This window comes from Microbacterium proteolyticum, assembly GCF_030818075.1.
Taxonomy (GTDB): domain Bacteria; phylum Actinomycetota; class Actinomycetes; order Actinomycetales; family Microbacteriaceae; genus Microbacterium; species Microbacterium proteolyticum_A.
Map to the genome: position 1 here is coordinate 2,770,135 of NZ_JAUSZZ010000001.1, position 16,181 is coordinate 2,786,315.

Annotated in this window: 11 protein-coding genes and 1 tRNA gene; 4 read left to right on the plus strand and 8 right to left on the minus strand. The window is 70.7% G+C overall.

Features of this window, described 5'->3' with window-relative positions; genetic code table 11:
* Positions 1 to 72 precede the first annotated feature (72 nt).
* The 3 genes from QE392_RS12900 (at position 73) to QE392_RS12910 (ending at position 4,083) form a co-directional block, all read left to right on the plus strand.
* On the plus strand, positions 73 to 708 hold the full coding sequence (locus QE392_RS12900; protein WP_307452325.1) for a response regulator: 636 nt from the start codon (positions 73 to 75) through the stop codon (positions 706 to 708).
* The gene (locus tag QE392_RS12905) at positions 705 to 2,009 is read left to right on the plus strand and encodes a sensor histidine kinase (RefSeq protein WP_307452328.1); all 1,305 of its coding nucleotides are present in this window, start codon (positions 705 to 707) and stop codon (positions 2,007 to 2,009) included. Before QE392_RS12900 ends, QE392_RS12905 begins: the two co-directional genes overlap by 4 nt.
* Before the next feature lie 178 nt (positions 2,010 to 2,187).
* Positions 2,188 to 4,083, plus strand: a complete 1,896-nt coding sequence (locus QE392_RS12910; protein WP_307452329.1) for a hypothetical protein — start codon at positions 2,188 to 2,190, stop codon at positions 4,081 to 4,083.
* Positions 4,084 to 4,366: 283 nt separating this feature from the next.
* Here QE392_RS12910 and QE392_RS12915 read toward each other — a convergent pair.
* From QE392_RS12915 to QE392_RS12925, 3 genes are all read right to left on the minus strand, one after another.
* Positions 4,367 to 4,441, minus strand: a tRNA-Gln gene (locus tag QE392_RS12915).
* Positions 4,442 to 5,056: 615 nt separating this feature from the next.
* Entirely contained in the window at positions 5,057 to 6,565 is a 1,509-nt protein-coding gene (gltX, locus tag QE392_RS12920; protein WP_307452331.1) for a glutamate--tRNA ligase, read from the minus strand.
* A gap of 10 nt (positions 6,566 to 6,575) precedes the next feature.
* Complete coding sequence (locus QE392_RS12925; protein ID WP_307452334.1) at positions 6,576 to 7,532, minus strand: LysR family transcriptional regulator; 957 nt, start codon at positions 7,530 to 7,532, stop codon at positions 6,576 to 6,578.
* 80 nt (positions 7,533 to 7,612) lie between these two features.
* On the opposite strand from QE392_RS12925, the gene QE392_RS12930 reads away from it, so the two are divergent.
* On the plus strand, positions 7,613 to 8,752 hold the full coding sequence (locus tag QE392_RS12930) for an aminotransferase class V-fold PLP-dependent enzyme (protein ID WP_307452336.1): 1,140 nt from the start codon (positions 7,613 to 7,615) through the stop codon (positions 8,750 to 8,752).
* 219 nt (positions 8,753 to 8,971) lie between these two features.
* On the opposite strand, the gene QE392_RS12935 is transcribed toward QE392_RS12930, so the two are convergent.
* The 5 genes from QE392_RS12935 to QE392_RS12955 form a co-directional block, all read right to left on the minus strand.
* Positions 8,972 to 10,216, minus strand: coding sequence for an MFS transporter (locus tag QE392_RS12935; RefSeq protein WP_307452338.1), 1,245 nt, complete (start codon positions 10,214 to 10,216; stop codon positions 8,972 to 8,974).
* On the minus strand, positions 10,209 to 10,976 hold the full coding sequence (locus QE392_RS12940) for a fumarylacetoacetate hydrolase family protein (protein WP_307452342.1): 768 nt from the start codon (positions 10,974 to 10,976) through the stop codon (positions 10,209 to 10,211). Before QE392_RS12940 ends, QE392_RS12935 begins: the two co-directional genes overlap by 8 nt.
* 1,361 nt (positions 10,977 to 12,337) lie before the next feature.
* Entirely contained in the window at positions 12,338 to 13,444 is a 1,107-nt protein-coding gene (locus tag QE392_RS12945; RefSeq protein ID WP_307452344.1) for a branched-chain amino acid aminotransferase, read from the minus strand.
* A 53-nt stretch (positions 13,445 to 13,497) separates the two neighbouring features.
* Positions 13,498 to 14,547 carry a 3-isopropylmalate dehydrogenase gene (locus QE392_RS12950; protein WP_307452346.1) on the minus strand — a complete coding sequence of 350 codons (1,050 nt, stop codon included), beginning with the start codon at positions 14,545 to 14,547 and terminating at the stop codon, positions 13,498 to 13,500.
* 25 nt (positions 14,548 to 14,572) lie between these two features.
* Positions 14,573 to 16,108, minus strand: coding sequence for an MFS transporter (locus QE392_RS12955; RefSeq protein ID WP_307452349.1), 1,536 nt, complete (start codon positions 16,106 to 16,108; stop codon positions 14,573 to 14,575).
* Positions 16,109 to 16,181 lie beyond the last annotated feature (73 nt).

A 16,181-nucleotide genomic window follows, 5' to 3' on the forward strand; every position in this document is an offset into this window, starting at 1 on the left:
GGTTCGGATCGTCGCGACGTCCTGAGGTTAGCCTTACCTTTGCGGCTTTCCTCCCCCTAAACTGAGGGGGTCATGACGCCGTCCGCCGCCACCGACACCCCGTTGCGGGTGCTCGTGATCGACGACCACCGCGTCTTCACCGACCTCCTCGCGTTCGCCCTGGATGCCGCGGCCGACACCGTCTGCGTCGGCACCGCCGCGACCCTCGTGGAGGGGCTCCGCAAGGCCGAAGCGCTGTCTGTCGACGTCATCGTGCTCGATGTGAGCATCGGGGACGACGACGGCGTGACGGCGATCCCCGATCTGCGCGAACGGTGTCCCGGCGCGCGCATCCTCGTGCTCACCGCGCACCCGATCGCGGCGGGGGCGGATGCCGCGCGCGCCCTCGGCGCCTGCGGGTACCTCGCGAAGGACACGCGTCTGGACGATCTGCTCGTCGCCCTGCGCACCGCGACGGCCGCGCGACCCGCGGTGGCACCGGGCCTGGTCCGTACGCCGGTCGACGACCTCACCCCGCGTGAGCGCGAGGTCTTGACCCTGCTGTGCGAGGGCCGCCGTCCGGCCGACATCGCCCGTCATCTCAGCCTGTCGCCGCACACCGTTCGCGACCACGTCAAGACACTCCGTCGTTCACTCGGTGTGCGGTCGCAGCTCGAGGTGGTCGCTCGCGCCCGCGCTCTCGGACTCGGTGCGCGGGGCGGGCGGTGAGGGGTTCGACACCGTCGGCGACGACGATCGTCCGACGCCATCTGCTCGCGGCGGCGGCCGTCACCCTGGCGATCGTCGCCGCGCTGGTGGGCGTGGAGTGGTCCCTCGCGACCGCCGAGGCCGATCGGGTGACGAGAGCGGCGGCGACCCGGGTCGCCGAACGGGTGTCGTCCGTGCTGTCGGCCGCCGACTTCGCACGCGGCACCATCGATGTCGCCGCCCTCGACGGCCGGCTCGAGGGCTTCTTCGCCGCTGGATCGGTCGTGCGCGTGAAGGTCTGGCGTGTCGAGGACGACGCGGCCCGCGTGGTCTATTCCGACGAGCGCCGCCTCATCGGCGATCGACGGCCCTACTCCCCCGTCCTGGCGGAGCGTCTCGCACGGCAGGGGGTCGTCGTCCTCGAGGTGCCCGACGACGCGGAACATCGCTTCGAAGCGGGCGGCGACGAACTGCGCGAGGCCTTCATCGCCTTCACCGACGCGGGCGGCGCAGCCCTGCGCCTGGAGGTGTACGTCCCGGTCTTCCGCGACGCCTGGGTGAGGTCGACGCTCGCCGTCTACGTCCCCGTGCTCGTGGGCGGTGTCGCGACCCTCGTCGCCGTTCTCGTTCCGATGTCGGTGCGGCTCGCGCGGCGGCTCTCGGACGCCGAGATCGACCGGCGTCTTGCGATCGAGTACGGTCTGCGATCGCGCGAGCGCGAGCGCCTGCGGCTCGGTCGACGGCTTCACGACGATGTGCTGCAGGACCTCGCCGGCTCCGCTCTCGCCCTCGAGGCCCTGGCATCCGCTCCCGACCCGGCACGGCTGCGGGCCATCGCCTCGATGCTCGCGAATGACGCGCGCACGCTCCGCGGCATCCTCGACGCAGCGGCCCCCGAGCGGCCCCCCGCCCTGGCCGAAGCCATCGAGGCCGCCGTCACCCCCGCGCGAAGCTCCGGGCTGACCGTCGAGCTCGACATCCGGACCGATGCGGAACCGGATGCCGAGACCTCGCGCCTGCTCGTCGAGGCCGCGCGCGAACTGGTGAGGAACGTGCGCGAGCACGCCCACGCCAGCCGCGCCACAGTGAACCTCCGCACGGAGCCGGGAGTCATCGTGCTGACCGTGTCCGACGACGGCCAGGGCTTCGCACCGGGCCGGACGATGACATCCGGGCACGGACTCCGCCTGCTGCAGAGCGCTTTCGCGGAGGTTCAGGGCGATCTGACCGTGACCACGAGCGACGGGGGCACCGTCGCGCGTGGTCGCGTGCCGGTGGAAAGCGAGGCGCGTGTTGCCCCCGCTCCGGCGACCATGCTTTGATGAGCGAGTCCTGGGGGATCGGGGGGTGCCGCGCCCGATCGTTCTGATGCGGTAGCCGAACCCGATTGCCGTACGCAGTGTCGCAAGTCGCCGCCCCACGGGGGGCGTGGGTGGTGGCGGGCGGGCCAGAGGCATCTGACGATCCGCGCTCGCGCGCGGTCTTTTGGGGGAGATCATCGTGTTCATTCATCGCGCCACGCGGGCGCTGGCCTGCGCGACATCGCTCGTCGTGGCGATCGGGTTGATCGGCGGAACGGCTGCGCACGCGGCCGCGGATCCCGTCGACTCGGACTCGTCGACGACGGCCGGCCGCTGGCACACCGCCGAGGAGCGGGCGCAATCGGGTCAGGAACGACCGGCCCCGAGCGATCCGTCGAGCCAGAGCCGGCTCTTCTCGACCGCCGTCGCCGCGCCGGCGAACGACCTGCTCGCCAACGCGACGAAGGTGACGTCGCTGCCGTACCAGGTGAGCGGGCAGCCGTACGCCGGGGCCACGCTGGAGGCGGGTGAGCCGGCGACGTGTCGGACGACGGATCCTGACTGGACGGAGTATTTCACCCACGGGGAGCGCTCTACGTGGTATTCCTACACGTCGCCGGTGGCGCAGACGCTGACCTTCAGCGGAGGAGTGGACGGACGGGGCAGCATGGTCATCGCCTACGCCTCCGCCAGCATGAGCGCGCTCACGCGCATCAGCTGTACCGAGACGGGATACCGTGATGTCAATCACCTGCAGGCGAAGGCAGGGGCAACCTATCTCTTCCAGGTGACGGACTACCTCGACGGGGCTGTGGCCGCCAACACCGCATCTCTTCGGATCGAGGCGAGCGCACCAATCTCGAACCTCTCGCCAGAGACCGCCACGACGGTCTCCGTGCCGAGCACGGTGACGGGCTCGACGACGAAGATCGACAACAATTGGTACGAGCCATACGTCATGCAGTGCGATCGCGGCTTCGTCACCATGCTGGGTACGCGCTGGTACAAATACGTCGCGACCGGCACGACCGGTGTGCGTGTCGACCTTCGCGGCAGCTACTACAACGCGGATGCCGCAGTGTGGGCGTCCGACGGTTCGAAGCCCACGACCGAGATCGCCTGCCCCGCCCAGATAGAGGGTGACCCCAGTGGGCCCGGACCTTACGACAAGTCGAAAGCATTCGTCGATTTCGCCGTGGAGCCAGGAAAAACGTACTTTATCCAGGTGGGCGGCTGGGGCTTCGCCATCGGGGACTACGAACTCAAGCTGACCACCTACCAGCTCCCCCTCATGACGCTGACGCCGACCCCGAAGATCACCGGCACGGCTCAGGTGGGCTCGACTCTCACAGCGAACCCCGGCACGTGGGACGAGGGCACGACGCTCACGTACCAGTGGATGCGCAGCGGCGGCGCCTACATCTCGGGAGCCACGCAGCCGACGTACACCGTCGGCGCGGCCGACGTCGGGACGCAGCTCACCGTGGCGGTGACGGGCACGAAGCCCGGCTACTCCGGAGCGCGCAAGACGAGCGCCCCGACCGCCGTCGTGACGAAGGGCGTGCTGACCTCAGCCACTCCGACGATCAGCGGCACTCCGACCGTCGGCACCGCCGTCACCGCGGTCCCGGGGGCGTGGGGTCCGGCGCCGGTGACCTACACGTACCAGTGGCTGCGGAGCGGCTCGCCGATCTCGGGCGCCACGGGCGCGTCGTACACGCCCGTCGCCGCCGATGCGGGCACGGCGCTGTCGGTGACCGTGACCGGGACGAAGAGCGGCTACACCACCAAATCCGCGACCAGCGCGACCAAGACGGTCGCCAAGGGCACGCTGACCGGCGCCACGCCCACCATCTCGGGAACCACCAAGGTCGGCTACACCCTGACCGCCAAGGCCGGCACGTGGGCGCCGGCTCCCGTGACGCTGTCGTACCAGTGGCTGCGCAACGGCGTCGCCATCTCGGGCGCCACGGCGAGCACCTACAAGCTGACGTCGACCGACAAGGGCAAGCGCATCACCGTCCGGGTGACCGGCATCAAGGCCGGGTACACCACCCTGGCCAAGACCAGCGCCGCGACCGCTCTGATCGGCTGACGACCGGCAATGGCGGAGCGTCCGCTGCCCCGTGGATGACACGGGGCAGCGGACAGCAGAGCTTGCACCCTCTGCTCACCGTCGCCTCGAGACGCGCGATCACCTTGTGCTGCGACCGCACGGGGACGCGTCGGCCGCCCGGGCACGCCTCCGCTGGACGGCAGCCGCTCGCCGCGAGCGTGCGCTGAGCGGTGGTCGTCCGGCGAACGCGTCAGCGGGACGAGCGCGACGGATGACGAAAGCCCCGGTCTTCGCTAACCTGCGATGACCGGGGCTTTTCGTCTGGCTGGGGTACCTGGACTCGAACCAAGAACAACGGAACCAGAAACCGCCGTGTTGCCAATTACACCATACCCCAAGGCGCTGAGCCGGAACTCGTGCCGAGGATCAAGCTTACGCGAGAGCAGCCCCAGCACCAAACCGGCGCGGTCCCGCATGCGTCCCGGGCGTTTCCCCAGGCCGGCTTCTCCTCCCCCGGTACCGCACGATCGCCTATTTCACTCCGGTCGCAGCGGCGAAGGTGCGAGGTTCAGGCCGCCCCCCGACGACAATGCCGTCGCCCGCCGCGGGCCGCCGGCTCCGGAACTCCCGTCGCCCGCCGCGATCCGCCGGCTCCGGAACTCCCGCCGCCCGCCGCGAGCCGCCGCCTCCGGAACTCCCGCCGCGGGCCGCCCGCTCCTGAACCCCCGCCGCCGGGCGCGGGTCGCCGCCCGCCGGCCGCCGCCTCGAGCCGCCGCTCACCCACCTCCGGCGCACGCGGCAGCAGGGCGCCGGGCGCGCGCTCCCGTGCAGGACATGTGGAGCGCGAGCCACGAGCCGCCGGCGCTCCCCGGGCCGTCCGCGGCAGCCGGGTCATCCGCAAGGACGGCGCCCTCCGCGGTTTCCCCGCCCGCCTTCCCCGCACACACGCAAGATCCTCGCAGCCTCCGCGAGGGAGCCTGCGAGGATCGCGACGTCCTGCGAGCCAGACTCCTCAGCCCAGGTGCGCCACCAGGGCGTTCAGGCGCCGCAGCGTCTCGTCCTTGCCGAGCAGCTCCATCGACTCGAACAGCGGCGGCGACACCCGGCGGCCGGTCAGCGCGACGCGCGGCGGGCCGTAGGCGACACGAGGCTTCAGGCCCAGCTCATCAACGAGGGCGCTCGACAGGGCGGCCTGCACGCCGGCGGCGGTGAAGTCGTCGACGGGCTCGAGAGCGCGGACGGATGCCGTGAGCACCTCGGCCGCGTTCGCGGGCAGGCCCTTCAGCGCGTCCTCCGCGTAGTCGACGTTCGACACGAAGAGGAAGCCGAGCATGCCCGGCACCTCGCCGAGCAGCTGCACGCGCTCCTGAACGAGCGGAGCCGCGGCGGCGATGATCGCCCGGTGCTCGGCCGACGGCTCTTCGGCGATGAGGCCCGCACCGGCGAGGTAGGGCACGATCCGGGCGGCGAAGTCGTCGGCATCCAGCATTCGGATGTGGTCGCCGTTGATCGCTTCGGCCTTCTTCTGGTCGAACCGCGCCGGGTTGGGGTTCACATCGGCGATGTCGAACGCGGCGATCATCTCCTCGAGCGAGAACACGTCGCGGTCGTGCGAGAGCGACCAGCCCAGGAGCGAGAGGTAGTTGAGCAGCCCCTCGTGGATGAAGCCCTTCTCGCGCTGGAGGAACAGGTCGGCCTGCGGGTCGCGCTTGGACAGCTTCTTGTTGCCCGTCTCTCCCAGCACGAGGGGCATGTGACCGAAGCGCGGAATGAACGTCGTGACGCCGGCATCCACCAGCGCCGAGTACAGCGCGAGCTGGCGCGCGGTGGAGGGCATGAGGTCTTCACCGCGGATGACGTGGGTAATGCCCATCAGAGCGTCGTCGACCGGGTTCACGAACGGGTAGAGCGGCACTCCCCCGGCACGTACGAGCACGAAGTCGGGGAAGGAACCGGCGGGGAAGGTGACCTCGCCGCGGATGAGGTCGACGTAGCTCAGGTCGTGGTCGGGCACGCGCAGGCGCCACGCGGGCTGGCGGCCCTCCGCCCGGAAGGCGGCCCGCTGCTCCTCGGTGAGGTCGCGGTCGAAGTTGTCGTAGCCGAGCTGCTTCGCCCGGCCGTTGGCCTCGTTACGTGCGTCGATCTCTTCCGCGGTCGAGTAGCTCTCGTAGACCGCGCCGGCCGCGACGAGCTTGTCGAGCACCTCGCGGTAGATATCGTGACGCTGCGACTGCCGGTAGGGGGCGTGCGGACCGCCGACCTCGACGCCCTCGTCCCAGTCGATGTTCATCCACCGCAGCGCGTCGAGGAGCTGCTGGTAGCTCTCCTCGCTGTCCCGCGCGGCATCGGTGTCTTCGATGCGGAAGACGAGCTTGCCGCCGTTGTGCCGGGCGTAGGCCCAGTTGAACAGGACGGTGCGGATGAGACCCACGTGCGGCAGGCCCGTCGGAGACGGGCAGAAGCGGACGCGAACGTCGGCGCCGGAGGCGGTCGTGGTGCGGGGATCGGGCGTGGCAGACATCCCCTCGATCCTACCGGCGGCGCGTCGGTCGACCCGAGGGCAGTGGATAGTCCGCGAGCACCTCGCCGATGACCTCGAGCGCCACACCGACCGCCGGCACGTTCTCCGCGCCGCGCGCCGTGACGACGTGGAGCGTGCGGGCTTCGGCATCCGGAAGAGGAGGGGCCGCGATCCCGGTGAGCAGGGGGAAGGATGCCACGGCCATGCGCGGCAGGATGGCGACGCCCACGCCCTGCGCGACGAGATTCTCGACCGCGATGTAGTTGTCGGTCTCGAAGGCGATGTCCGGGACGAACCCGGCGCGCGCGCAGGCCTCGAGAAGGTGCCCGCGACACTGGGGGCACCCGGCGATCCACCGCTCCCCCGCAAGGCGCGACAGATCGATGGGCCCGTCGGCCGCCGGGTGGTCGACGGGCAGGACCAGGACGGTGTCGTCTCCGCCGACCGTACGCACCGACAGCCCCGTCGCAGCGAGGTCGAGCTCGCGACGGTCGCCGGGATAGCTGTAGGTCAGCGCGATGTCCGCGCGGTCCTCGCGCACCGACACGATGGCCTCGGGCGGCTCGGCCTCGACGAAGCTGATCGAGACGCCCGGTCGGCGCGCCGTCACGGCAGCGATGACCCGCGGCACGACGGTCGACGACGCCGACGGGAAGGCGGCGATGCGCACACGACCTGCCCGCAGGCCCCGGAGTTCGGCCAGGTCGCCCGCGGCGGCGTCCAGGGCCGTCGTCACGGCGGCGGCGTGGCGGGCGAGCACGTGGCCCGCCTCGGTGAGTCGCACGCCGCGCCCGACGCGCTCGACGATCGGCATGCCCGCGCGTCGCTCGAGGCGACGCAGCTGCTGGCTGACGGCCGGTTGGCTGTAGCCGAGGGCGCGCGCGGCGGCCGTGATCGAACCGGAGTCGGCGATCGCCTTCACGACGCGGAGCGAATGGGCGTCAAGGCCGTCGTCGGAGTCGGTCACGCCAACACATAAGCAGACGAATGCTTCTCATGCAAAGCCTGCTCTAGTGCAATGACACGAGACGGCGGGAACCTGGATCCATGAGCAGCCTCGCATTGCACTTCGCCGGCGGCCGTGACTATCTCGGCGCGTGCACCGTCGGCCTCCCCGCGCGTAGCACGGTGCGCGCCATCCGCGCCGATCTCGACGCTGCGGCATCCGGTCGTCCCGATCTCGCCGCCGCATCCCGGGCAGTGGAGGAGGCCCGATCCGCCTACGCACGACTCGTGCGCTCCCCCGTCGGCGACGTCGCGATCGGATCGCAGACGTCGGTGATGGTGTCGATGATCGCCGCCTCCGTGCCCGACGGCGCCGAGGTGCTGTGCCCCGAAGACGACTTCGCCTCGCTCGTCGCGCCGTTCGCGCAGACCGGACGAGGGATCCGGCTGCGGACCGTTCCGCTCGCGGAGCTCGCCGACGCGGTGTCGACCGACACGTGGATGGTCGCATTCTCGCTCGTCCAGTCGGCCACGGGTGAGGTGGCGGATGCCGCGGGCATCGCCGCCGCGGCGGCCCGCGCCGGCGCGCGCACGCTCTGCGATCTCACTCAGGCCGCCGGGTGGCTGCCGGTCGACGCGACGCTCTTCGACGCGACCGTCTGCCACGCCTACAAGTGGCTGTGCTGCCCGCGCGGAGTCGGCTTCCTCACCGTGCGCCCGGATTTCGCCGCGCGGCTTCGCCCGGTGCAGGCCGGCTGGTACTCGGGCGACGACCCGTGGTCGTCCTGCTACGGCACCGGCGGCACGCTCGCGGCCAACGCGCGCCGCTTCGACGTGTCACCCGCGTGGCAGGCGTTCGTCGGGGCTGCGCCCGCGCTCACGCTGTTCGCCGACGCCGACGCCGCCGAGCTGTACGTTCACACCACCGCCCTGGCGGCGCGCTTCCGGGAGTGCCTCGGACTCGCGCAGCCCGCTCGGCCGTCGGCGATCGTCACGTGGCCGGATGCCACCGGCGAGGCACTCGCGCAACTCACCGCCCACGGCATCACCGCGTCCGGTCGTGCGGGTCGGGCGCGAGTCGCGTTCCACGTGTTCAACGACGAGATCGACGTGGACCGCGCGCTCCGCGCCCTGGGCCGCGGTCGCAGGCATGCTGCACCCCGAGCCGGACGCAGCCGCGCACTCGACACGTCGCCGCGGGCGTTCGCTCCCCCGTCCTTGGCTTTGGACTACTCCATCTGACGGAGCCCGGCGCAGGTCGACGTTCTGCCGCCCTCGCGCAGCATTCCGCGCTCGGAAACCCGACGGCCGCGTCGTCGGATGCCAGGAGCCTGTCTGGGCGGTGGTGTCGGGGGTCGACGGCCCCACCGGCTCACAGCTCGCGCGCCCCGAGCCCGAGATTCCGCCATCGACGAGGATGACCGGAGCCCCCGGCTCGGTGACCCGGGAGCCACGGTCCGGTCACAGGCTGCGGCTGCGCACGACGACGGCCCCCACGCAGACCACGGTGACCGGAACCAGCGCCCAGAGGGCGAGGCCGTCGTACCCGACCGCGCCGAGGATGACACCGGCCAGCACGGAACCCACGGCGGCGGAGGCGGTCATCGTCGTGTCGCTGCGACCCTGGCGTCGTGGGCGCGCCGCAACCGGCGTCGCCTCCGTCAGCAGAGCGGACCCGGCAACGGTGGCGGCGCTCCACCCGAGCCCGAGCAGCACGAGGGCGACGAGCACACCCATCTGGGCGTCGGTGAACAGCGCCGCGGTCATCAACGCGGCGACCAGCAGCACCTGGCCGAGGACGATGACCGCGATCCGTCCGACACGGTCGGCGAGGATGCCGAAGACCGGTGACAGGCCGTACATCCCGAAGACGTGCAGCGCGATCGTGACGCCGACGGCGAGGGTGACGGCATCCGGTGCCACGATGTGCGCGAGGTGAACGGGTGTCATCGCCATGACCGCGGCCATGGTGACGTGGGAGGAGGCGACGGCGAGGATGGCGAAGCGGGCGAGCCACGGCCGATCGAGGTCGGGAGCCGTGACGGCCGAGGGCTCGCCCTCGCGCGCGAGTCGCTGCGCGAGCAGCAGCGGGTCGGGGCGCAGGACCAGCGCATAGAGCCCGAACGCGCAGGCCTGCGCGAGCAGCGAGAACAGGTACGCGCCGGTGAGCCGCGGCATCCCGATCGCCGCGCCGACCACCTCGGCCGGCGCCAGGAGCAGGGGCCCCACGACACCGCCGACCGTCGTGGCCCAGACGACGGTCGCGAGATCACGGCCGCGCCGGGCCGTCGTCGCGAGATCCGTGGCCGCGAACCGGGATTGCAGCGTCGCCGCATTGCCGGCGCCGATGAGCGCGATTCCGACGAGGAGCAGCGGGAACGACCGCACGGATGCCGCGAGGATCACGAGTGCGATGCCTGTGAGCGCGGCCACGTTGCCGGTCGTCAGCGCGACGCGTCGGCCGCGTCGCCCCGCGAGCCGCGCGAGGGGAATCGCCGTGAGCGCCGCCCCCAGCGTCACCGCCGCCGTGGCGAAGCCCGACAGGGACTCCGCCCCGGAGAGGTCGGCGGCCAGCAGCGCCCCCAACGACAGCGTCGACCCGAATGCGACACCACTGAGCACCTGCCCGACCGCCAGCACGCGCACCGTGCGGCGCTGCGTGGCGAGGAGGTCGAGCGCCGCCGGAGCGGCCGAGGTGTCAGGCATCGCGCGCGGTGTTGCGCAGGATCCCGATGCCCTCGATCTCGACCTCGATGGCGTCGCCCGCGGCGAAGGAGCCGATGCCCGCCGGCGTTCCGGTCAGAAGGAGGTCGCCCGGAAGCAACGTGAACACCGCCGAGGCATACGCGATGAGGGCCGGGATGCCGTGGATCATGTCAGAGACCGGTCCGTTCTGGCGCACCTCGCCGTTGACACGCGTGGTGATCACGGCGGCGTCGAGGTCGAGATCGGTCTCGATGACGGGCCCCACCGGGCAGAAGGTGTCGAAGCCCTTGGCGCGCGACCATTGCCCGTCGGAGCGCTGGAGGTCGCGGGCGGTGACGTCGTTGGCGACGGTGTAGCCGAAGATGTAGTCGTTCGCGCGTTCCGCAGGGACGTTCTTCGCCACCCGCCCGATCACCACCGCGAGCTCTCCCTCGTAGTCGGTGTGGGAGCTCAGGCGGGTCGGCCGCACGATGGTGTCGCCGGGGCCGATGACCGACGTGTTCGGCTTGAGGAACATCAGCGGCTCAGCGGGCGCCTCACTGCCCATCTCCGCGGCGTGATCGCGATAGTTCTTGCCAATGCACACGACCTTGGAGCGCGGGATGACCGGCGCGAGCAGGGCGACCTCGACGAGCGGAACGCGTTCTCCGGTGGTGTCGAACCCGGCGAACATCGGATCACCGGCGAGGACCACGAGCTCGCCGTCGTCGACGATCCCGTAGCGAATGGCATCCTGGTGGCTGAATCGAGCGATCTTCACGAGGTTCAGCCTAATCGGGGCCTCCGACACGCTTCAGGGAAGCCCGCGGTGTGTGGACGCCGGGGCCGACGCACACATCCTCGGCTCGCGGCCCTGCGCGCGCAGCCCCGCAGCGGCGCAGCCCCGCAGCGCGCGGCCCCGCAGCGGCCCGCAGCCCGCCCGCCCGCGGCCACCTCCCCACGCATAAACACAATCCCTGCGCAAAAACACGCCCGCAGACTGTTTCTGCGCACGAATCGTGTTTATCGGCGACGCGGCCCGCCCCACCCACGCTGGCCGGCCTACACTCCACCCGCGGCAGCCCGCCGACCCCGACACCGCCACCTGCGGCAGCCCGCCGACCCGCGGCCACCTTCCCCCGCAAAAACACAATCCCTGCGCCAAAAACACGCTCGCAGACTGTTTCTGCGCACGAATCGTGTTTATCGGCGACGCGCACCGCCCACGCCGGCCTACCCACGCTCCACACGCCGCTTGGCACGAAACCCCAACGCGACAGCCCGCCGACCCCAACACCGCCACCCGCTGCAGCCCGCCGACCCGCGGTCACCTCCCCACGCATAAACACAATCCCTGCGCAGAAACACGCTCGCAGACTGTTTCTGCGCACGAATCGTGTTTATCAGCGACGCGGCCCGCCCCGCCCACGCCGGCCGACCCACGCTCCGCACGCCGCTTGGCACGAACCCCCAACGCGGCAGCCCGGCGACCCCAACACCGCCACCCGCTGCAGGCGCGGCAGCCCGCGGCCACCTCCCCACGCATAAACACAATCCCTGCGCAGAAACACGCTCGCAGACTGTTTCTGCGCACGAATCGTGTTTATCGGCAACGCGGCCCGCCCCACCCACGCCGGCCGACCCACGCTCCACACGCCGCTTGGCAAGAAACCCCAACGCGACAGCCCGCCGACCCCAACACCGCCACCCACTGCAGCCCGCCGACCCGCGACCACCTCCCCACGCAGAAACACAATCCCTGCGCAGAAACATGCTCGCAGACTGTTTCTGTGCACGGATCGTGTTTATCGACGACGCGCCCCAGCCCCGCCCCCGCCAGCCGACCCACACTCCACCCGCGGCACCCCGCCAACCCAACACCGCCACCCGCTGCAGCCCGCCGACCCGCGGCCACCTCCCCACGCAGAAACACAATTCCTGCGCAGAAACACGCTCGCAGCCTGTTTCTGCGCACGCATCGTGTTTCTGCGCGAGAAGCGCGACGGCGAGCCGTGGCGAACGCTCCCGACCGCGTCGGTCACGCCCGACGGCGCCGCGGCCCACGCCGAGGATTGGCAACCGGCCGCAAAGACGGCGGAGGGACCCCCGGCATCCGGGAGTCCCTCCGTGGTCGGCGGCTGCTTACGCGTCGAGGCGGTAAAGCCAGCCGTGCTTGTCTTCGGCGCGACCGTACTGGATGTTCGTGAGCTCCTCGCGCAGTTCGAGGGCGAGGGTGCCGGTGGGCTGCTCGTCGATGAAGTCCCGACCCTTCAGCACGCCGATGGGCGTGACGACGGCGGCGGTCCCGCACGCGAACACCTCGACGATGTCTCCGGATGCCACGCCCTCGCGCCACTCGGTCAGCGACACGTTGCGGCCGACCACGTTATGGCCGCGATCGCGCGCGAGCTGGAGGAGCGAATCGCGGGTGATGCCCTCGAGGATCGAGTCGGACTGCGGGGTGACGATCGTGCCGTCCTTGTAGACGAACACGACGTTCATGCCGCCGAGCTCCTCGACGTTGCGGTCCTGGTCGAGGAACACGACCTGGTCGCACTCGTTCTCGTACGCCTCCGACTGCGGCAGCAGACTCGCGGCGTAGTTGCCGCCGGTCTTGGCCGCGCCGGTGCCGCCCTTGCCGGCGCGCGAGTAGTCCTCGCTCAGCCAGATCGACACCGGCTTCACGCCGCCCTTGAAGTAGGCACCGGCCGGGCTCGCGATCAGGTAGTAGGCCACCTTGTGGGCCGGACGGACACCGAGGAACGCCTCTTTCGCGAACATGAACGGCCGCAGGTACAGGCTCTGGTCTTCACCCGAGGGAACCCACGCCCCGTCGACGGCGATGAGCTCACGCAGCGACTGCAGGAAGTAGGGCACGGGCAGTTCAGGAAGCGCGAGACGGCGGGCCGAACGCTGCAGACGGCGCCCGTTCTGGTCGGGACGGAACGTGTGCACCGAGCCATCGGCGTGACGGTACGCCTTGATGCCCTCGAAGATCTCCTGCCCGTAGTGCAGCACGGCGGCCGCGGGGTCGAGCGAGATCGGGCCGTAGGGCGAGACGCGCGGGCGGTGCCAGCCGCCGCGCACCGACCAGCAGATGTCGACCATGTGGTCGGTGAAGCTCTGACCGAAACCGGGGCTGGCCAGGATCGCGTCGCGGTCGACGGTGCTCTTGGCGGCGAGGTTGCGGGTGACGGCGAACTCGAGGGGCTCGAGTCCGGTGTCGGGATCGGTGTCGATGGTGGTCATGTGGGATCCAAAACTCTTCGTGCGCGGGGGCGATGCGGACCGATCGCTCCAGGTTACGCCTGGACGCGTTCGGCGATGGCGTCGCCGATCTGGGCGGTGGTGCGGGCTCCGTCACGGCTCGCGATGTCATCCTCGACCGCGCGGGTGACGCGGGCGGCTTCGTCGACGAGCCCGAGGTGATCGAGCAGGAGGGCGACGGAGAGGATCGCGGCCGTGGGGTCGGCTTTCTGGGTGCCCGCGATGTCGGGCGCCGATCCGTGGACGGGCTCGAACATCGAGGGGAACGCGCCGTCGGGGTTGATGTTGCCCGATGCGGCGAGGCCGATGCCTCCGGTGACGGCGCCGGCCAAGTCGGTCAGGATGTCGCCGAAGAGGTTGTCGGTGACGATCACATCGAAGCGGCCCGGGTTCGTGACCAGGAAGATCGTCGCCGCATCGACGTGCAGGTAGTCTACGTCGACCCCCGGGTACTCGGATGCCACGGCATCCACAATGCGCTTCCACATGCCGCCCGCGTGCACGAGGACGTTCGTCTTGTGCACCAGCGTCAGCTTGTGCCGGCGCCGCGCGGCGAGAGCGAAGGCGTAGCGCACGACGCGCTCGACGCCGTAGGCGGTGTTCACGGACGTCTCGTTGGCCACCTCATGCGGCGTGCCCCGGCGGATCGCACCGCCGTTGCCGACGTACGGACCCTCGGTGCCCTCGCGCACCACGACGAAATCGATGTCGCCGGGATCGGCGAGGGGGCCCGTGGCACCCGGGTAGTGCTTCGAGGGGCGGAGGTTGACGTAGTGATCGAGCTCGAAGCGCAGCTTCAGCAGCAGGCCGCGCTCGATGTTGGCATCCTTGAGGCGCGGGTCGCCGGGGACTCCCCCGACGGCGCCGAGCAGAATCGCGTCGTGCGCGGCGATGGCGGCGAGGTCGTCGTCGGTGAGGGTGTCGCCCGTCTCGAGGTAGCGGCCGGCGCCGAGGGAGAACGCCGACTTGTCGAAGGTGACGTCCGACTCGGCGGTGACCGCGTCGAGGACCTTCACGGCCTCGGCGACGACCTCGGGACCGATGCCGTCACCGGGGATGACGGCCAGCTTCACGACACGCGACATCGCTCTCCTCAGAGCTCGGGGCACGTCACTTCGACGACGTGCTGCGGGTTCCTCCCAGGGTAGTCGCAGCGATGACTCCCGCCACGACGATCAAGCCCGCGCCGATCAACGCGGTCACGACGACCCCCGAGTCGAAAGCGTGCGCCGCCGCCGCGCGCAGGGCCTCGGCCAGCGCGACGTCGTCGAGCGTGTGCGACACGGCCACCGCCCCGGCCAGAGTCTCGCGCGACGCCTGTGCTGCGGCATCCGGAAGCCCCGCGGGAAGGACGAGCTGCGCGCGATAGAAGGCGGCGAGGATCCCGCCGAGGACAGCGGTGCCCAGCACGGCCCCCACCTCGTAGGCGGTCTCGGAGACAGCGCTGGCAGCCCCGGCCTTCGCGGAGGGCGCGCTGGAGAGGATGAGTTCGTTCGACACCGTCTCGGCCGCGCCGATACCGATGCCCAGAAGCGCGAAGGCGACGATCAGCTGCGTGAGGTCGGCCGTGGAGAGCGCGACCATCACGTAGGCGACGACGGAGAAGCCGAGTGCGACCGGCACGACCACTCGGGGCGCGAAGCGCGTGGCGATGGGCACAACGGCCAGCCCCGACAGGATCATGAGGGCGAGTCCCGGCACGAGGGCGAAGCCGGCGTTCATCGGCGACAGTCCCACGACGAGCTGGAGGTGCTGCGCGACGAAGTAGAGGAAGCCCACCAGCCCGACCACACTGAGCAGGTTGACCAGGATGGCACCCGAGAAGGTCCCGCGCTGGAAGAGCGACATGTCGAGCATCGGCGACGCGATCCGCCCCTGACGGCGCACGAAAAGCCACCCGAACGCGACGCCGACCACGAACAGGACGGCGGCCGTGGAGGTCGGCCCGTCGACGGCGAGCTTCTTGATGCCGTAGACGATGGGCACCATGGTCGCGAGCGACAGCAGGACGCTCAACGGGTCGAACCGACCGGGGGCCGGGTCGCGGCTCTCGGGCACGAAGAACGGGGCCAGCACGAGCAGGGGCACCAGAACGGGAACGGCCAGGAGGAAGACCGAACCCCACGAGAAGTGTTCGAGGAGGAAGCCGCCGACAATGGGCCCGAGCGCGGCGCCGGCCGAGAAGCCCGACGCCCACACGGCGATCGCGAGGCGACGCTCGTCGCGATCGCGGAAGATGCTGCGCAGCAGCGACAGCGTCGACGGCATGAGCATCGCACCGAAGACGCCCATCAGCGCGCGACCGGCGATCAGCGCCGCGGCGGTGGGCGCGAACGCGGAAAGGGCCGACACGGCGGCGAAGCCCGTGGCGCCGATGAGCAGCATGCGCTTGCGTCCGAACCGGTCGCCGAGCGTACCCATGGTCACCAGGAGCCCCGCCAGGACGAGCGGGTAGACATCGATGATCCACAGCTGCTCGATGCTCGAGGGCTGCAGGTCGAGCGCGATCTCGGGCAGCGCGAAGCTCAGCACGGTGTTGTCGACCGAGACCAGCAGCACGGGCAGCATGAGCACCGCCAGCGCGAACCACCCGCGCCAACCGGCCCGGGTCACGGCGATCTCTTGGGTGGGCAACGAGGTGAGCATTCTTCCGATCCGTTTCTAAACCGTCCAGCCGGTATAGTATCAGAGCGTCGCCATTTCCCGCCAGTACGATCGA

Excerpts from the sequence above, each read along its gene's own strand:
- QE392_RS12930 (WP_307452336.1), top strand. The coding sequence starts at position 7,613 with ATGAGCAGCCTCGCATTGCACTTCGCCGGCGGCCGTGACTATCTCGGC.
- gltX (WP_307452331.1), bottom strand. The coding sequence starts at position 6,565 with ATGTCTGCCACGCCCGATCCCCGCACCACGACCGCCTCCGGCGCCGAC.
- QE392_RS12935 (WP_307452338.1), bottom strand. The coding sequence starts at position 10,216 with ATGCCTGACACCTCGGCCGCTCCGGCGGCGCTCGACCTCCTCGCCACG.
- QE392_RS12950 (WP_307452346.1), bottom strand. The coding sequence starts at position 14,547 with ATGTCGCGTGTCGTGAAGCTGGCCGTCATCCCCGGTGACGGCATCGGT.
- QE392_RS12900 (WP_307452325.1), top strand. The coding sequence starts at position 73 with ATGACGCCGTCCGCCGCCACCGACACCCCGTTGCGGGTGCTCGTGATC.
- QE392_RS12955 (WP_307452349.1), bottom strand. The coding sequence starts at position 16,108 with ATGCTCACCTCGTTGCCCACCCAAGAGATCGCCGTGACCCGGGCCGGT.
- QE392_RS12945 (WP_307452344.1), bottom strand. The coding sequence starts at position 13,444 with ATGACCACCATCGACACCGATCCCGACACCGGACTCGAGCCCCTCGAG.